Source organism: Telluria sp. AC161, assembly GCF_979258535.1.
Genome location: NZ_OZ409861.1, coordinates 3,777,512 through 3,795,212, shown reverse-complemented (window position 1 = coordinate 3,795,212; position 17,701 = coordinate 3,777,512). Strand labels below are relative to the sequence as shown.

General features: G+C 64.4%; 16 protein-coding genes. 9 read left to right on the top strand and 7 right to left on the bottom strand.

Features of this window, described 5'->3' with window-relative positions:
- Positions 1–23 precede the first annotated feature (23 nt).
- Positions 24–1,421, bottom strand: coding sequence for an argininosuccinate lyase (gene argH / locus ACZ0AJ_RS16910; RefSeq protein ID WP_332532226.1), 1,398 nt, complete (start codon positions 1,419–1,421; stop codon positions 24–26).
- A gap of 199 nt (positions 1,422–1,620) precedes the next feature.
- Between argH and ACZ0AJ_RS16905 the strand changes: the two genes are divergently transcribed.
- Positions 1,621–2,058, top strand: coding sequence for a GNAT family N-acetyltransferase (locus ACZ0AJ_RS16905; protein WP_499455652.1), 438 nt, complete (start codon positions 1,621–1,623; stop codon positions 2,056–2,058).
- Positions 2,059–2,125: 67 nt separating this feature from the next.
- Entirely contained in the window at positions 2,126–3,370 is a 1,245-nt protein-coding gene (locus ACZ0AJ_RS16900; protein ID WP_499455683.1) for a cyanophycinase, read from the top strand.
- A gap of 4 nt (positions 3,371–3,374) precedes the next feature.
- On the opposite strand, the gene ACZ0AJ_RS16895 is transcribed toward ACZ0AJ_RS16900, so the two are convergent.
- Positions 3,375–4,406: an alpha/beta fold hydrolase gene (locus ACZ0AJ_RS16895; RefSeq protein WP_499455649.1), complete on the bottom strand. Its 1,032-nt coding sequence runs from the start codon at positions 4,404–4,406 to the stop codon at positions 3,375–3,377.
- 153 nt (positions 4,407–4,559) lie between these two features.
- Between ACZ0AJ_RS16895 and ACZ0AJ_RS16890 the strand changes: the two genes are divergently transcribed.
- Positions 4,560–5,972: an IgA Peptidase M64 gene (locus tag ACZ0AJ_RS16890; RefSeq protein ID WP_499455648.1), complete on the top strand. Its 1,413-nt coding sequence runs from the start codon at positions 4,560–4,562 to the stop codon at positions 5,970–5,972.
- Between the two features lie 144 nt (positions 5,973–6,116).
- Positions 6,117–6,611, top strand: coding sequence for a hypothetical protein (locus ACZ0AJ_RS16885; protein ID WP_183556267.1), 495 nt, complete (start codon positions 6,117–6,119; stop codon positions 6,609–6,611).
- A 307-nt stretch (positions 6,612–6,918) separates the two neighbouring features.
- Here ACZ0AJ_RS16885 and parC read toward each other — a convergent pair whose 3' ends face one another.
- Positions 6,919–9,258, bottom strand: a complete 2,340-nt coding sequence (gene parC / locus ACZ0AJ_RS16880; RefSeq protein WP_499455680.1) for a DNA topoisomerase IV subunit A — start codon at positions 9,256–9,258, stop codon at positions 6,919–6,921.
- 152 nt (positions 9,259–9,410) lie between these two features.
- Positions 9,411–11,405: a DNA topoisomerase IV subunit B gene (locus ACZ0AJ_RS16875; RefSeq protein ID WP_258835692.1), complete on the bottom strand. Its 1,995-nt coding sequence runs from the start codon at positions 11,403–11,405 to the stop codon at positions 9,411–9,413.
- A 173-nt stretch (positions 11,406–11,578) separates the two neighbouring features.
- Between ACZ0AJ_RS16875 and ACZ0AJ_RS16870 the strand changes: the two genes are divergently transcribed.
- The 3 genes from ACZ0AJ_RS16870 to ACZ0AJ_RS16860 all read left to right on the top strand — a co-directional run bounded on the left by ACZ0AJ_RS16870 (position 11,579) and on the right by ACZ0AJ_RS16860 (position 13,921).
- A complete protein-coding gene (locus ACZ0AJ_RS16870) occupies positions 11,579–12,403 on the top strand; it encodes a response regulator (protein ID WP_499455645.1) in 825 nt (274 codons plus the stop codon).
- Between the two features lie 65 nt (positions 12,404–12,468).
- Entirely contained in the window at positions 12,469–13,479 is a 1,011-nt protein-coding gene (locus ACZ0AJ_RS16865) for a gamma-glutamyl-gamma-aminobutyrate hydrolase family protein (RefSeq protein ID WP_499455644.1), read from the top strand.
- A 94-nt stretch (positions 13,480–13,573) separates the two neighbouring features.
- The gene (locus ACZ0AJ_RS16860) at positions 13,574–13,921 is read left to right on the top strand and encodes a hypothetical protein (protein WP_499455643.1); all 348 of its coding nucleotides are present in this window, start codon (positions 13,574–13,576) and stop codon (positions 13,919–13,921) included.
- Here ACZ0AJ_RS16860 and ACZ0AJ_RS16855 read toward each other — a convergent pair.
- Positions 13,875–14,606: an ArsR/SmtB family transcription factor gene (locus tag ACZ0AJ_RS16855; RefSeq protein ID WP_499455642.1), complete on the bottom strand. Its 732-nt coding sequence runs from the start codon at positions 14,604–14,606 to the stop codon at positions 13,875–13,877. The two genes, ACZ0AJ_RS16860 and ACZ0AJ_RS16855, sit on opposite strands and share 47 nt — an antisense overlap.
- A 72-nt stretch (positions 14,607–14,678) precedes the next feature.
- Here ACZ0AJ_RS16855 and ACZ0AJ_RS16850 point away from each other — a divergent pair, with 72 nt between their 5' ends.
- Positions 14,679–15,005, top strand: a complete 327-nt coding sequence (locus tag ACZ0AJ_RS16850) for an NIPSNAP family protein (protein WP_499455640.1) — start codon at positions 14,679–14,681, stop codon at positions 15,003–15,005.
- Positions 15,002–15,346, top strand: a complete 345-nt coding sequence (locus ACZ0AJ_RS16845) for an antibiotic biosynthesis monooxygenase family protein (protein WP_499455638.1) — start codon at positions 15,002–15,004, stop codon at positions 15,344–15,346. The genes ACZ0AJ_RS16850 and ACZ0AJ_RS16845 overlap by 4 nt, the downstream gene beginning before the upstream one ends.
- A 10-nt stretch (positions 15,347–15,356) precedes the next feature.
- Here the strand turns inward: ACZ0AJ_RS16845 and ACZ0AJ_RS16840 are convergent, their stop codons facing one another.
- Complete coding sequence (locus ACZ0AJ_RS16840; RefSeq protein WP_499455637.1) at positions 15,357–16,484, bottom strand: YbdK family carboxylate-amine ligase; 1,128 nt, start codon at positions 16,482–16,484, stop codon at positions 15,357–15,359.
- Complete coding sequence (locus ACZ0AJ_RS16835) at positions 16,474–17,664, bottom strand: cation:proton antiporter (RefSeq protein WP_499455636.1); 1,191 nt, start codon at positions 17,662–17,664, stop codon at positions 16,474–16,476. The genes ACZ0AJ_RS16840 and ACZ0AJ_RS16835 overlap by 11 nt, the downstream gene beginning before the upstream one ends.
- Between the last annotated feature and the right edge of the window lie 37 nt (positions 17,665–17,701).

Genomic DNA, 17,701 nt, shown 5'->3' with positions numbered 1-17,701 from the left:
CGGCCCGCTCCAGGGATGTGAAATTACTCGGCCAGCTGCTTGCGCACGCGCTCGATGGCGATACGCACCTGGTTCGGCGCGGTGCCGCCCACGTGGTCGCGCGCGGCCACTGAACCTTCGAGCGTGAGGACCGCGAACACGTCCTCTTCGATCAGCGGCGAGAACGTCTGCAGTGTCTCGAGCGACATCTCGGACAGGTCGCAACCGGCCACGTCGCAGGCGCGCACGGCATGCGCCACCGCTTCGTGGGCGTCGCGGAATGGCAGGCCGCGCTTGACCAGGTAGTCGGCCAGGTCGGTGGCCGTGGCATAGCCCTGCAGCGCTGCCGAGCGCATGTTCTCGGCCTTGACCGTGATGCCCGAGGCCATGTCGGTGAAGATGCGCAGCGTGTCCATCACGGTGTCGATCGTGTCGAACAGCGGTTCCTTGTCTTCCTGGTTGTCCTTGTTGTAGGCCAGCGGCTGGCCCTTCATCAGGGTCAGGAGGCCAATCAGGTGGCCATATACGCGGCCGGTCTTGCCACGGGCAAGCTCCGGCACGTCCGGATTCTTCTTTTGTGGCATGATCGACGAGCCGGTGCAGAAGCGGTCGGCGATGTCGATGAAGCCGATGCGCGGGCTGATCCACATGACCAGTTCTTCGGACATGCGCGAGATGTGCATCATCAGGATCGATGCGGCGGCCGTGAACTCGATCGCGAAGTCGCGGTCTGACACTGCATCGAGGGAGTTGTGGCACACGTCGTCAAAGCCGAGCGTCTTGGCCACGCGCAGGCGGTCGATCGGGAAGGTCGTGCCGGCCAGGGCGGCGGCGCCCAGCGGCAGGCGGTTCACACGGCGGCGCGCGTCGAGCATGCGCTCGGCGTCGCGGCCGAACATTTCGACGTAGGCCAGCATGTGGTGGCCAAAGGTGATCGGTTGCGCCACCTGCAGGTGCGTGAAACCCGGCATGATCGTGTCGGCGTGGCGTTCGGCCAGGTCCGTCAGGGCGCCGCGCAGGCTGGCGAGCAGCGTGACGATGTCGTCGATCGCGGCGCGCACGTACAGGCGGATGTCGGTGGCGACCTGGTCGTTGCGCGAGCGGCCCGTGTGCAGGCGCTTGCCGGCGTCGCCCACCAGTTCGGTCAGGCGCTTTTCGATGTTCAGGTGCACGTCTTCGAGGTCGAGCAGCCATTCGAAGCTGCCGGCGTCGATCTCGGCCCGGATCTGCGTCATGCCGCGTTCGATTTCAGCGCGGTCGTGTTCGCTGATGATGCCTTGCGCGGCCAGCATCTCGGCGTGCGCGAGCGAGCCTTCGATATCGTGCGGGGCCAGGCGTTTGTCGAAGAAGACCGATGCGGTGTAGCGCTTGACGAGATCCGATACAGGTTCGGAGAAGCGGGCAGACCAGGCTTCGGCTTTTTTGGAGAATTGTTCGGTCATGGTGGGATTCCGGTTGGGGATCCTTCGATTATAAACTGCGCTGCCCGTGTGCCATGTGGCATGGCTGGCGGGGCTCGCAGGCCGGCTCGCGGACAGACTTCCTTGCGGGGCCTGGCAAAATCCGGTGCGGCACGCCACATCGCCGCTTGCGTTGGTACCAATCGGCGCTAGAATGACTTTTTGTCACCTTGTCCAGGCCATGATGACGAACGATTCCAGCTTCGAGGTCAGCACCGACCAGACCCGTCTCGACATTCCCATGATCTACCGCTTCCTCAGCGAGCAGTCCACCTGGGCCGTGGGCATTTCTCGGCCCGTCGTCGAGCGCGCCATTGAAAACTCGCTGTGCTTTGGGGGCTATCTCGATGGTCGCCAGATCGCCTTCGCGCGCGTGATCACCGATTTTTCCACCTTCGCGAACCTGGTGGATGTGTTCGTCGTGCCGGAATCCCGCGGCTGTGGTTATGGCAAGCAATTGATCGGTGTGGTGATGCGGCATCCCAGCCTGCAGCAATTGCGCCGCTTCACGCTGGCCACGTCGGATTGCCACGGCCTGTACGAACGCTTCGGGTTTACGTCGCCGTTGCGTCCAGAGACATTGATGGAGCGTTACTTTCCCAACATCTACTTATCCTGAGCGCACTCAACATGGCGACGTGAAACTGGAATCAGGCTTACGCTGATGACTCATCGGGGGAAGTCGCATGTTCCAATCTGTCGTCCGTATTGTTGTTCATGCCACGCTCGCGCTGGCTGTCGCCGCCAGCGTCAATAGCCACGCGGCCGAGTCGCCGTCCATGCCATCATCACCGCAGCCCAAGGGCTCGCTCGTCATCATCGGCGGCGCACTGCGCGATGACAACGACGCCGTCTGGACGCGCATCGTGCAGCTTGCCGGCGGCAAGAACGCCCGCATCGCGGTGTTTGCCTCGGCCTCGGCCAGCCCCGAACGCGCTGGCAACTATCTCATCGAACGGCTGGACCAGCACGGTGCCAAGGCCTTCTTCGTCCCCGTGGCCGAACGCCTTGATGGTTCCGACGTGCGCGCCGCGGCCGAAGATCCGGCGCTGGTCGAGGCGGTGCGTTCGGCCGGCGGTGCCTACTTCTCGGGCGGCGACCAGGCGCGCATTACGAATGCGCTGCGCCGGCCCGATGGCAGCAACACGCAACTGCTCGATGCGCTGTGGGACATGTACCGGCGCGGCGGCGTCATCGCCGGCTCGAGCGCTGGCGCTGCCATCATGAGCGCCACGATGTTCGGCCATCCGCGTTCGGTGCTGGGCACGCTGCAGCATGGCGTGGCCGATGGCCGCCAGATCACGCGCGGCCTGGGCTTCATCGGCGACGACGTCTTCATCGACCAGCACCTGCTGGTGCGCGGGCGCTTTGCGCGCATGCTGCCGGCGATGCTGGCCAAGGGCTACAACATCGGCCTGGGCATCGACGAAAACACGGCGATGGTCGTGGGCCCGAAGCGCGACGTCGAAGTGCTTGGCTATCGCGGCGCGCTGCTGGTTGACCTGAGCAATGCCGCCACGCGCGACGGCACCTTCAACCTCAGCAACGGCCGCCTGAGCTATCTCGATAACGGCGACCGCTTCAACCTGGACAGCAAGGTGTTCACACCGGCGCCCGAGAAAGTTCGCGGCAAGCTCGATGCGAACAAGCCGTACTGGCGCGGGCCGCTGTTCTCGGCCGACATCCTCGGCAACGGCACGGTGGTCGACCTGATGTCCAAGCTGGTCGACAGCGACCAGCCGGATGCAATCGGCCTGTCGCTCGACAGCCCGAATGCCGACCGGCCCGACCTCGGCTTCGAGTTCAAGCTCGGTCGCGTGAACGAGACGGTCGGCTACCAGTCGGCGTACAGCGAAGCCTATTCGGTCTACAACGTGCGGCTCGATATCCGGCCGATTGTGGTGCAACGGCCGCTGTATCAGTACCGGTGATCGCTCAGTCGCAGCGCCACTGCAGGCGTTCGGCCAGCACCTGGCGCTGTGCATCGATCAGCGGACCGTTCGGATCGTGGCCGGCGCGCGGCACCTCAATCAATGCCTTGTCTGGCGCCGTGATGGCCTCGAAGAAGCGGCGCGTCACCTTCGGCTCGGTCAGCAGGTCTTCTGTTCCCTGCACCAGATAGACCGGCAGCTCGTAGCGTGTGCCCAGGCGGTACAGGTCCATCGTGGACGCCATGCCGTCGCCTTTCCAGCCGACGAACTTCAGGAACGAATAATCCTCGCCCTCGGTGTAGTCGGCCTTTGCCTGCGGCGAAGCATACAAAGGCAGCACCTCGAACCAGGGTGGCGGCGTCGGATCGATGTTGGGCGCCTCGTACTTGCGCACGGCGCGCCGCACGATGCCGAAGTTGCGCGGATTGGTCCAGGGCGGCGGCCCGAGCGCCTCCAGTTGCGTGACGGTGGCAGTGTCGTTCGCCGTTCTGGCGCGCGCAATGACCGTGCTCCATGACGTGGCATTGTCCCGGTAACCCACCAGCTGGGCCACGCCGACATAGGCGCAGAACAGTCCCGGCTTTTCTTTGGCCATGTGGGCGCCGATCATCGAGCCCCACGAGCTGCCCAGCAGGATCACCTTGTCCCTGCCGAAACGCTGCGTCAGATAGCGCGCCACGTCGAGGCCATCGTCGCGCAGCTGTTCGATGCGCAAAGGGATGTCCTCGCCGGGGCGGTGACGGCCCCAGGTCATGCCGCTGCCGCGCTGATCCCACTGGGCCAGCGTGATGTGCTTGCGCCACGATGCATACGGGCCGGCGCCAAACACCGAAGTCGGATTGCCCGGGCCGCCATGCACGTACAGCAGCACCGGATTGGCGCAATCGTCGCCGCTGACGGTGACCCACTGCGCGATGCCACCGATCTCCACGAAGCCGCTTTCGTCGACCGGCTGGCCGGGCTTGCAGATTGGAGCGGCATGGGCCAGGCAGGCACTGAATAGTGGAACGACAAGGCAGGCGCGCAGGCGGAACATCGGAACTCCGGATGGACAAGGGTGACCAGGCCGATTGTGGCGTGGCTACCCGGCCGGGTCAATCGCCCTGGCCTGGCACATCTGACAGGTGGCGGCGTCGCTGCAGGTCGCGGCGGGCTTAGAATAGCGCGATCTACTTGTCAGGGATTCGCGATGCGCCTGTTTCATTCCTTTGCTGCGCTGCTGATTGGCGCGTTCGCTTCACTCGCCCACGCCGCGCAGCCGGCCACGGTCCGCCTGGACTACGCGCACAGCGGCAATGCGCTGGCGGACAGCTACGCGATCGAACGTGTCGTCATCGAGCCATTGCCCTGGCCCGGCAGCGCGGCGCGCAATCTGGACGACACCAACCGTGGCCAGAACCGGGTCGAAGTGGTCGATTCGAAAACGGGCGACGTCCTGTACTCGCGCGGTTTTTCCACCGTGTTCGGCGAGTGGCGCACGACCGAGGAAGCAGGGCGCATCAGCCGCAGTTTCAGCGAGTCGGTGCGCTTTCCCCAGTTCGCGCAGCCGGTGCGCGTGCGCATCCTCAAACGCGACGAGCGCAACCAGTTTTCGGTCGCCTGGAGCATCGACGTCGATCCAAACGCACCCGACGTGGTCAAGCGTCAGCCGCCGGCGGCGGCAAAGCCGATCCCAATTCAAGTCAGCGGCCCGTCGCCCGACAAGGTCGACCTGCTGATCCTGGGCGATGGCTACACGGAGGCAGAGATGAAAAAATTCGAGCAGGATGCGCGGCGCCTGTCGGCGCACCTGTTCTCGGTCTCGCCATTCAAGGAGCGGGCGAAGGACTTCAATGTCTGGGCGATGGCCGTGCCGACCGCGCAGTCGGGCATCAGCCGGCCATCGACCGGCGTTCACCACCCATCGGCGCTGGGCACGCGCTACGACATTTTTGGCAGCGAGCGCTATGTGCTCACGCTCGACAACCGCGCGCTGCGCGACATCGCCCAGCATGCGCCGTATGAATTCATCGAGATCCTGGTCAACAACGACACCTATGGCGGTGGCGGGATCTTCGGTCAGTTCAGCACCGCGGCAGCTGGCAACGACTGGGCCGACTATCTGTTCGTACACGAATTCGGGCACCACTTCGCGGGCCTGGCCGACGAGTACTACACATCGCCCGTGGCCTACGCCGCGGCGAGCGGACGGATGGAGCCGTGGGAGCCGAACGTGACAGCACTGCGTGACCCGGCCAAGCTCAAATGGCAGCGCCATGTGACGGCCGGTACGCCGTTGCCGACGCCATGGCCAAAGGCCGACTACGAAGCTGCGTCGCGCGCCTACCAAAAAAAGCGCGCCGCACTGCGCGAGGCCAACCGGCCGGAGTCGGAAATGAGCGCCTTGTTCCATGAAGACCTCAAACAGACCAACGCGCTGTTCGACCGGCAGCCGCACCGCCACGCGGTCGGCGCTTTTGAAGGCGCCAACTACGAAGCCAGCGGTTACTACCGGCCCGCGATGCAGTGCCTGATGTTCGATCGCAGCGATGCGTTCTGTCCGGTGTGCCGCGATGGGGTCACCGACATCATTGATTTGTACGCGGGCTCTGTTCGTCAGTAATCTTTGCTTACAACTCTGACAATTTCTGCGTGTGGTGGCTAACAGACCAGACTGTCTTGACGCCGTATTCTGGAATCACTGAACAACAACAACGACTGCACGGGCAACCCGCTCTGTACAGCGACCACCAAAAGGAAACTTATCATGAACAAACTGATCGCAACCCTTATCGCCGGCCTGATGGTTACCGCTGCTCACGCCCAGACCACCGCACCAACCACCACCGCTGCGGACAACCGCATCGTGAAGGCTGAAGCCAGCGCCGAGAAAGACGTCATCAAGGCAGAACAAAAAGAAATCAAGGCCGCAGTCAAGGCTGACCAGAAGCTGAACAAGACCGTGGCCAAGGCCACCGAAACCAAGGGCGATGCACACGCCAAGCTGGTCAAGACCCACACCGACGCTGCTGCCAACGTCGCCAAGGCCGATCCTGAAGACCGCGCCAAGGCAATGGCCAAGGCCGAAGGCAAAGTCGCTGATGCGAACCTGAAGGCCGAGAAGAAAATGATCAAGGCTGACGAGAAAGTGCTGAAAGCACAGGTCGACGCTGCTGCCGACAAGGCAACCGCTGCTGCCAAGACCGAACAGGTCCGCGCTGAAGCCCAGGCTGACGTGCACAAGGCTGCTGCAAAGAACTAAGCAACTAGCTCCAATAAAAAATGCCGGCTCAGCCGGCATTTTTTTTGCGTTCAACGAGTGAGTGAAAAAGCGAGGGTCAGGTCTGACATTTGGACACGATCTCGACAGTCATGTAGTCGGAACGAGCTGGCCCCGTTCTATGTTAATTCCAGGATAGACGCCATTGGAAGTAGCTAGAGCTGAGGTCGTGTCCGAATGTCAGACCTGACCCCGGCTTTGAAAACTAAGCAGTCGCTCTAATGAAAAATGCCGGAAGGCCGGCATTTTTTGCATTCAACGAGCGGCGTTATGCCGCTCTGTGGTTGCGTCAGGATTTCGCGGCATCGGCGTCAAGTGCCCGCATCCCCAGATCATGCGCCTTCATGCGCGCCGACAAAGCCTTGCCCTTGCGCGAGCGCTTGCCGAAGTGCGGCTCCAGGCCTGACGCGAACAGTTCCACCGTACGGGCCTTGTCGCCGGCCCAGGTGCCGATCACGTTCAGGCCTTTCTGGTTGATCGGCTGCGCCGCCAGCATGGTTTCTTTGGGCTCCAGTTCCATCAGCGTCACGCCGCGGCCGCCATTGGTCAGCACCTTCATCTCGTCAATGCCGAACACCAGTACGCGGCCCTTTTCGGACAGGCACGCGATCGCACCGCAGCTGTCGGTCACGATCCGTGGCGGCAGCGGCGTCGCGCCGTCGTTGAGCGTGATGAATGACTTGCCGCCTTTCAGACGGCTGACCATGTCGCCCGCCTTGGTGATGAAGCCAAAGGCATCCGACGTCGACAGCAGCAGGCGCGTCTCGGGATTACCCGCGAAATAATGCAGGATGCGGATACCGCCCGACAGGTCCACCAGCGTCGTGATCGGCACGCCGTCACCGCGCGAACCAGGCAGCGCCGCCACCGGCACCGAATACACCTTGCCGTTGTCGCCAATGCCCAGCAGATGGTCGACCGTGCGGCATTCGAACGCCTTGTACAGCGAGTCGCCGGCCTTGAACGCGAACTGCGCCGGGTCGTGGCCGATGCCGGTGCGGGCACGCACCCAGCCTTTTTCGGACACGATGACGGTCACCGGTTCGTCGACGACCTTCTGCTCGGCCACTGCGCGCTGTGCTTCTTCGATCACGGTGCGGCGCTCGTCGCCGAACTGCTTGGCGTCGGCTTCGATTTCGCGGATGATCAGGCGCTTCATCGACGACGGGTTCTCGAGGATGTCCTGCAGCTTTTCCTTCTCGCTGCGCAGGTCGGCCAGCTCTTGCTGGATCTTGATCGCTTCCAGGCGCGCCAGCTGGCGCAGGCGGATTTCGAGGATGTCTTCGGCCTGGCGTTCGCTCAGGTGGAATTCTTCGATCAGCGCGGCCTTCGGTTCATCCGCATTGCGGATGATGGCGATGACCTTGTCGATGTTCAGCAGGACCGTCTCGCGGCCTTCCAGGATGTGGATGCGGTCGTTGACCTTGGCCAGCTTGAAGTCGGTGCGGCGGCGGATCGTCGTGAAGCGATAGTCGATCCACTCCTGGATGATCGTGCCCAGGCCTTTTTGACGCGGGCGGCCGTCGCCGCCGATCATCACCATATTGATCGGGCTGGACGACTCGAGCGACGTGTGCGCGAGCAGCATCAGCATGAATTCGTTCTGGTCCTGGTTCTTCGACTTTGGCTCGAACACCAGGCGCACCGCGGCTTCGCGGCCCGATTCGTCGCGCACCGTATCGAGCGCGCCCAGCACGGTGTTCTTCAGCGCGAGCTGCTCGGGCAGCAGCGCCTTCTTGCCGGCCTTGACCTTCGGATTGGTCAGTTCTTCGATTTCTTCGAGCACGCGCTGCGACGAGCAGCCCGGCGGCAGTTCGTAGACAATCGCCTGCCACTGGCCGCGCGCCAGTTCTTCGATCTTCCAGCGCGCGCGCACCTTCATCGAACCGCGGCCGACCGCGTACATGTCGGCGATGCTGGACGCCGGGGTGATGATCTGGCCGCCGCCCGGGAAGTCGGGGCCGGGCACGATGGCCATCAGCTCGGCGTGCGACATCTTCGGATTGCGGATCATGGCGACGGCGGCGGCAGCCACTTCGCGCAGATTGTGCGACGGGATCTCGGTGGCCAGGCCGACCGCGATGCCCGAGGCGCCGTTGAGCAGCACCATCGGCAGGCGCGCCGGCAGCGTGCGCGGCTCGGTGGTCGAGCCGTCGTAGTTCGGCTGCGAGTCGACCGTGCCCATGTCGATTTCATCCATCAGGATGCGGGCAATCGGCGTCAGGCGCGCTTCGGTATAGCGCATCGCGGCGGCGCCGTCGCCGTCGCGTGAGCCGAAGTTGCCCTGGCCGTCGATCAGCGGGTAGCGCAGCGAGAAGTCCTGCGCCATGCGCACCAGCGCGTCGTACACCGACTGGTCGCCGTGCGGGTGCAGTTTGCCGAGCACGTCGCCGACCACGGCCGCCGATTTGCGCGGCTTGGCGGTCGGGCCCAGGCCCAGTTCATTCATCGCGTACAGGATGCGGCGCTGGACCGGCTTCTGGCCGTCCGACACGTCCGGCAGCGCGCGGCCCTTGACCACCGAAACGGCATAGTCGAGGTAGGCGCGCTCGGCGAAGGTGGAGAGGGTGAGCGTCTCGACGTCGGACGGCTCGTGTTGCTGTTCAAAGAGACTTGGTTGGTTCGTCATGGTGTGTGTTTCGTGTTCTGGCGAGCGATAGTGGCGGTGCGGAGGACTTGGGTTCCAGCTTTCGCTGGAACGACGTGCCTGGGCCAGTGGCTGCAAGACCGTCGTTCCCGCGGAGGCGGGAACCCAAGTTCAGCTTGCAGATCACAGTCTCATCAAATGTCCGCCTCGGTCTCGTTTCCGTGTTCTTCGATCCAGGCGCGGCGCGCGGCGGCTTCGCCTTTGCCCATCAGCATATTGAAACGTGCCGACGATTCGGCGTGGTCGTAGTCGCCCAAAAACACGGGCAGCAGGCGGCGCGTGTCCGGGTTCATCGTCGTTTCCCACAGCTGCTCGGCGTTCATCTCGCCCAGGCCCTTGAAGCGGGAGATGCTCCACACGCCTTCTTTCAGGCCTTCTTTTTTCAGCTTGTCTTCGATCGCCAGCAGTTCGCCCGAGTCCAGCGCATACAGCTTCTGGATCGGCTTTTTGCCGCGCGCGGGCACGTCGACACGGAACAGCGGAGGGCGCGCGATGCAGATGTTCCCGTTCGCGAACAGCGCCGGAAAGTGTTTGAAGAACAGCGTGAGCAGCAGCACCTGGATGTGCGAGCCGTCGACGTCGGCGTCGGACAGGATGCAGATCTTGCCGTAGCGCAGACCGGTCAGGTCGGGCGAGTCGCCCGCGCTGTGCGGATCGACGCCGATCGCCACCGAGATATCGTGGATTTCATTGTTGGCGAACAGGCGGTCGCGGTCGGTTTCCCACGAGTTGAGCACCTTGCCGCGCAGCGGCAGGATGGCCTGGAATTCCTTGTCGCGGCCCATCTTGGCCGAGCCGCCGGCCGAGTCGCCCTCGACCAGGAACAGCTCGTTGCGCGTGATGTCGTTCGATTCGCAATCGGTCAGTTTGCCCGGCAACACGGCCACGCCCGACGATTTTTTCTTTTCGACTTTCTGCAGCGAGCGCAGGCGCGATTGCGCCTGGCGGATCACGAGTTCGGCCAGCTTCTTGCCGTATTCGACGTGCTGGTTCAGCCACAGTTCGAGCGGCGGCCTGGTGAAGGTCGAAACCAGCTTGAGCGCGTCGCGCGAATTCAGGCGCTCTTTCGTCTGGCCCTGGAACTGCGGGTCGAGCACCTTGGCCGACAGCACGAACGAGACGCGCGCGAACACGTCTTCGGGCAGCAGCTTGACGCCTTTGGGCAGCAGGCCATGCAGCTCGACGAAGTTCTTGACGGCGCCGTACAGGCCGTCGCGCAGGCCGGCTTCGTGCGTGCCGCCGCTGACGGTGGGGATCAGGTTGACGTAGGATTCACGCACCACGCCGCCTTCTTCGGTCCATGCCACGACCCAGGCCGCGCCTTCGCCTTCGGCAAAACTGTCGTCGCCGGCAGCGGCGTACTGCGCGCCTTCGAACAGCGGGATCAGGGTTTCGCCGGTGGAGCTTTGCGCCAGCGCTTCGGTCAGGTAGCCACGCAGACCCTCGTCGTAGCGCCAGGTCTGGACTTCGCCCTTGGCGTTCGTGAGCGTGACCGTCACGCCCGGTAGCAGCACGGCTTTCGAGCGCAGCAGGCGTTGCAGGTCGTTCATCGGGATGGTCGGCGAATCGAAGTATTTGCCGTCCGGCCAGGCCGTGACGCGCGTGCCGTTCTTCTTGCCGCCGCGCTCGAACGGCGCGGAGGTGAGGGGCTCGATCACGTCGCCGGCAGCGAACACCAGCTTGTGCTGGCCGTTGCCCTGATCGTCCTTGCGCCAGACTTCGATCTCGAGGCGCTTGGACAGCGCATTGGTGACCGACACGCCGACGCCGTGCAGGCCGCCCGAGAACGCATACGCGCCGCCCGAGCCCTTGTCGAACTTGCCGCCGGCGTGCAGGCGCGTGAACACGATTTCGACCGTGGACACGCCTTCTTCGGGGTGGATGCCGACCGGGATGCCGCGGCCGTCATCTTCGACCGTGATCGAGCCGTCCGGGTTCATCGTGACGCTGATGTTCTTGCAATAGCCACCCAGCGCCTCGTCGGAGGCGTTGTCGATCACTTCCTGGATGATGTGGAGCGGATTTTCCGTGCGGGTGTACATGCCCGGACGCTGTTTCACAGGTTCGAGTCCCTTGAGGACACGGATGGATGATTCGCTGTAGTCTGGAGCGGGTTTCTTGGAGGCCATCTTGAAGAGTATTTGTAGAATGCGTTGGCATTCTATCTTGTCGAGCGGAAAAGGAAATGCTTTTTAACTGTATAAATATACAGTATTTTGCGCTTATGTCGTGCTTTTCGCCTTGCACCTTTGTGCTAGATTACGCTGTAAATACATAATCGATGCAAGAAGGGTGGGGCCCGATGCAGCGATCCCATTGTCTGTTCACCGTGCGTCCGATCGGCTTTGATCCGGTTGAAACCGCCCGGCTGGCGGCGCTGCTCGAAGACGCGCCGGGCGTCGGGCCGTCGTATTCTTGCCTGCATGCCGATAGTTTGCAAGAGCCGGATCTGCTGGTTGCCAACGGCGACAACCCGTTTGCGCTGGCGCAAATGGCGTGCCGGCCACCCGATGCGCTGCAACCGGTACTGGTCATCGGCGGCAGCGACGCCACCCGTTGGCCAAACCTGACCCGCCCGCTTGACCAACGGGCGCTGCATGAAAGGCTGGCCGAACTACTCGACACGCGCGTGCATGCGCTGGCCCAGCATGGCGCCCGTGCGCGCCGCGTGCTGGCCGAACGCCGCCGCCGTCCGCGCCTGGGACCGGATCTTGAAACGCCCGCATTCTACACGCGACTGCGCCATGGGCCCGTCGATGGCCCGGTCTTGATCGTCGATCAGGCGTGCAACCTGCGCAACCGGGTGGCGCAGGTGCTCGGGCCGCGCCGGATCGGCGTCGAATGGACCGACAGCCGGGCCGCCGCCGTGCGCCTGTGCGACGAGACGCCGGTCGCGCTGGTCCTGATCAACACGGCCGCCCCAGGCATCGAACCGTATGCGCTGTGTTCATCGATCAAGGCGCAGGCCGGCGCCGGGCGCACGCCCGTGGTGTTCATGGTCGCGCCATCGTTTCAGTACGACAGCGCCCGCGCCCGGCTGGCCGGCGCGCGCGGCCTGCTCGAGACACCCGTGGCGGGGCGCCACCTGATGCTGACCTTCCAGAAGCTGCTCGACGTGCCGGTCTGAGCGCATGGCGACCTTTTGTAACAACTTTGAATCGTGCGCAGCATTGCCGAAGTTATATTAATGACATGACCGAAGACGAACCCATCAAGCGCAAGCCAGACGACCCCTCGCCCGAGGCGGATATCGATGAACGCCGCGAGACGCGCGTGCGTGTGCCCGACCGGCGCGCCAGCGGCGGCCAGCACGCACGCGGACCGGCGCGCTATCTGCGCGATGGCGACAACCCGGTGGCCCTGGCCGGCCGGGTCATCACATCGCGCTTTCGCTCGCTGCGTGAACGCTTCAGTCGCGACATCATGCAGCGCACGCTGCACATTGGTGTCTCGGCCCGCATCTTCCATCCCGAAGCGGGCGCCAAGGGGCTGCTGAGCAAAAACCTGCAATACCTCGAGGAATCCATCGCTCAGTGGGTGATGTCGCGCGACGTGCTGGTGTTCATGATCCCGACGGTCAATACCAACGGCTTGCTCCACCCCAGCAACATCACGCTGCGCCACTATGCACGTCACCTGGATGGCCTGGTGCTGCAGGGCGGGGCCGACGTCGCCCCGCAAACCTATTCCGAAACGCCCACCCGTCCCGAATGGAGCGGCGACCGCGCGCGCGATGTGTACGAGCTCGAACTGCTGCACGAATTCGTCGACGCCGGCAAACCGGTGCTGGGCGTGTGCCGTGGCTGCCAGCTGATCAACGTGGCCTTCGGCGGCACGCTGCACCAGGACGTCGCCACCGACCGTCCCGACGCGCTGGCGCACGTGCACGACCTGTACGACGCGCATCGTCATGCGATCGTGTTCCCCAAGGGTTCGTCCCTTAGCCGCATGTTCCCCAATATCCAGCAGGCGATGGTCAATTCGATCCACCACCAGGCCGTCAAGGACCTGGGGCGCGATATCCGCATCGAAGCCATGTCCGAGCCGGACGGCATCATCGAGGCGATCCGCTACCAGCGCGCCAACTTCGTCATGGGCTTGCAGTGGCACCCCGAGTTCCACCGCGCGGGCGGTGTCGATCTGCTCGACTGCACGCCGGTGCTCGATGAATTTCTGCGCGCGGCGCGCGAGACGCGCCTGTAGCACGAAATCGCTTGCTTTCGCCGTGTGACACGGGAATAATGAATGAGAATCATTCTCATCTCATTGTCTTGTTCTGGTCCATGGAGCGCTTCGCATGACGATTTCCCCCACACCCACCACGCCATCCACAGCGGGCGAGCCGCGCAACCAGGACACGCTGCTGGTCGCCTCGCTGCTGCACCTGATGTCGCATTACAGCGCGAAAGGCGACGGCGAGCCGCCGTGCGTCAAGCTGGCGTCCGTCATTGAGCGCCACCTGTGCGCGCTGGCGCGCCTGCCGACGATCGACCCGGTGCTGCGCGCCACCTGCGAGCAACTGGCCGACCAGTGGGCCAGTGTGGTCGACGCCAGGCTGCCGGCGCCGGCGCCTGCCAGACAGCCGCTGCTGGCGCGCTTCATGAAGACGGGTTGGGTGGGCAAGGGCGTGCCGGTGGCGGGCTGACCTGATCGAGCCAGTCACGCAGGGCGACCTCGCCCTGCGCATCGAAGGCCATGACGCGCGAACCTGCCACGCGGCGCGTCCAGCCAAGTTGTTCGAACCGGTCGAGCAGAGCGCTGCCCAGTGCGCCGGCCAGATGGTGACGCCGCTCGCTCCAATCCAGGCAGGTGCGGCACACGGGCCGCCGCGAGCGCGCCAGTGCAGCGGTATCGATGCCCAGCTGGCCGATCAGTAACGCGCCTGCGGTCGTGAGCACCATGCCGTCGGCGCCGAAGCCGAATGCGCCTCGCGCAGCCAGCCGGTCATGCAGCACCACGCCAAGCTCGCCGGCCAGGTGGTCGTAGCAGACGCGCGCCTTGCGCAGGGCCGGCGCGGACGGGCCCAGCTTCAGGTGCAGCGGCAGCGTGCCGGCGCCGAAGGCCATGCCCATCAGCGTTTCGAGCAGCGCCGCCACGTCGGCATCGGCGATGCTGAAATACCGGTGCCGCCCCTGCGCCTGGACGGCCAGCAGCCCGGCATCGACCAGCTTCGCCAGATGGGTGCTGATCGTCTGGCGCGTGACGCCTGCCGCATCGGCCAGCTCGGTGGCGGTGAGCGCCCGTCCGGCCATCAGCAAGGTCAGGGCCTGCGCGCGCGCCTGGTCGCCGATCAGTGCGGCGATGGTAGTGATATTCGGACCGTCTCTCATGCTTCGATCTTAACCGAAGCATCTGGCCACGGCATCAGGCTAAGGTGACCGCTCCAAACCCGAGGAGTCACTATGACAATCACCTGTTTCATCCGCTATCGCATCGATCCGTTTCAGCGTGAGCAGTTTCGTGAATACGCCGCCAACTGGGGCCGCATCATTCCCCGGCTCGGTGGCTTCTTGATCGGCTACTTCCTGCCGCACGAGGGGACCAACGACGAGGCCTGGGGTCTGGTGGGCTTTGCCAGTCTGGCTGACTACGAAGCGTACCGCACACGCTTGAAGACGGATGACGAAGCGCGCGCCAATTTTGCGCTGGCGCGCGAGGGGCGTTTCATCATGCGTGAAACGCGCACGTTCACCGAAGCGGTGGAGGGCACGCTCGGGAGCCGCGCGTGATCGCGGTCATTTTCGAAGTCGAACCCGACCCGGCGCGCCAGCGTGAGTACCTCGCCACGGCGCAGGCGCTGCGCGCGTCGCTCGAGGCGATCGATGGCTTCGTGTCGGTGGAACGGTTCGAATCGCTCACGCAGCCCGGCCGCCTGCTGTCGTTGTCGTTCTGGCGCGATGAAGACGCTGTGCAGCGCTGGCGCACGCTGGAAGCGCACCAGGCGGCGCAGGCGGCCGGCCGTGACGGCGTGTTTCGTGACTACCGCTTGCGCGTGGCGCACGTGGTGCGCGACTACGGGATGCAGCAGCGGGAACAGGCGCCGCCGGATAGCCGGGCAGTGCACGGCTGATTTGCGCAGCTCACGCCACGCGGTCACCCCGGAAGTGCCCGATCGCCGCATTGACCATCCCTTCGACCGAGCCTTCGCGCTCGGCGTGGCGACGCAGGATGGCTGCATCGCTGCCGCCGCGCGCGGCGGCAGCCAGATGCTGCAACGCCTCGACGCTGCCCAGCGCTTCGGCGTGCGGCAGCATCCGCTCGAGCGTGGCCAGGATATCGTCGCGGATCACGATGCTCTCGTAGGTTTTCGGGTGCGTGATGCTGCCATCCAGGCCAAAGCGGCAAGCCTGGAAGCGGTTGTAGTTGTAGACGAGGTAGTCATCTTCAGCAGGCGCCTCGTCTTTGCGCTCGAGCAGGTGGCGGCACAGCGCCTGCAGGTAGGCGGCCAGCGCGGCGGCCCGCTCCACCGTCAGCGGCGTGTCGCACACGCGTAGCTCGATCGTGCCGAATTCGGGCTTGGGTCGCAGATCCCAGTAAAAATCCTTCATGCTCTTGATGATGTTCGTGCGTTCCATCTTGGCGAAGTACACGTCGGTGAACTCCTGCCAGCTGAGCGTGAAAGGCGCGCGGCCGCTCATCGGAAACGCGAACACGGAATTCAGGCGCGCCGATTCGAACAGGCTGTCGTGGCCCTGCACGAACGGCGACGACGCCGACAGCGCGATGAAGTGCGGCAGGTAGCGGTTCAGCGCGTGCAGCAGGTACATCGCATCGTCGCCGTTGGCGCAGCCGATGTGCACGTGCTGGCCGAACACCGTGAACTGCTTGGCCAGGTAGCCGTACAGCTGCGACAGGTATTCGTAGCGCGGCTTGGCCGAAATGCGCTGGTCGGACCAATGCTGGAACGGGTGCGTGCCGCCGCCGGCGATGCCGATATTGAGCGTGTCGCTCGCCGCGACGAGCGTGTCGCGGATCTCGGTCAGCTCGGCCAGCAACGGGTCATACGATGTGTGCACGCTCGAATTAATCTCGATCATGCTTTCGGTGATCTCGGGCGTGACGTTGCCGGGGAACGGCTTGCGCTCCAGCAGATGCATCAGGTCGGGGCTGGCGGCGGTCAGGTTGAAGTCCGACAGGTTGACCAGTTGCAGTTCGAGCTCGACCCCGAAGGTGAGCGGCGTGGACGAAGTAAACGCGTCAAGCGGCATGATGGGACTCCGGTGCTTCGTGCGCCCAGATCAGGGCGCGCTGGATGATGATCGGGCCAAACACTTCGAGCAGCATCGCCACGGCAGCCATTGCGTGCAGGTCGTCGACCACTTTCAGGCCGGCATAGCGCGCATGTTCGAGCATCAGGATCACGAACACGGCCAGCGGCGCCAGGCCCAGGCCGGTGAGGGCGCCCTTGCGCCAGGTGACGCCCGACAGGTGCGAGAACGCGGCCACGCCAGCGGTCTTGGCCAGCAGCCGCACCAGCACGACGACGACCGCCATCACGCCGCCGGCCGCCACCAGACGCCAGTCGAGCGTCGAGGCGGCGTACACGAACAGCAGCACGGTCAGCACTTCGCCCAGCGCGCCGAAATTGCGCTGGGTCTGGGTAAAGGTCACGCGGCGCGAGCGCACGGTCAGGCCAAAGGCCAGCGCCGCCACGACCGGCGACAGGCCGCCGACATCGCACATCGACACGAGCAGAATCACGGCCAGCGCAAACGCGACAGTGGTGTCCTGCTGCGCATTGCCGATCGCGCGCAGCAGCGCCGGCACCAGCAGGCCGAACACGGCGCCGGCGACGATCGACGCGGCGAGCATGACCAGGCTTTGCCACAGTGCCTCGCTGACGGCATCCTGCGTGTGGAACAGCCAGACGCCGATGATGGCGTTGAACGCGAATACGGCCAGCACGCAGTTCTGGGCCGACAGGTGCAGCACGCGCTCGGTCATCTGGCCCGAGCTTTTCTGTTCGTTGATGACCCGCACGACGGTGGCGGGGGAGGTGGCCATGGAGAGTGCCGCCATCAGCAGCGCCGTGATCTGGGCCGCGCCAAACGCGATGGCGACGAGGTAGACGAGCATGAACGTCAGGCTGGACTCGACCAGGCCGGCTACGCCGATCCACGGATTGTTGACGAGCCAGCGCAGGTTGATGCGGTTGCCCAGTTCGAACAGGACCAGGCCGAAGGCAATATTGGCCAGCAGTGCGACCGGACCCAGATCGGCCGCGGGCAGCACGCCGATCTGCGAACTGCCCAGCGCGAAGCCGACCAGGCCGTAGAAGCTGATGCGGGGCAGGCCGGTCCAGCGCTGGCCAAATTCACCGGCCAGCCACGCCAGCGCAATCGCCAGGGGCCAGGCAAGGCTCGTCAATACGGACAACAGGTCAGGCATGCGGTCTCCTTCTTCTTATCGTTGCGCGATTCTAGTG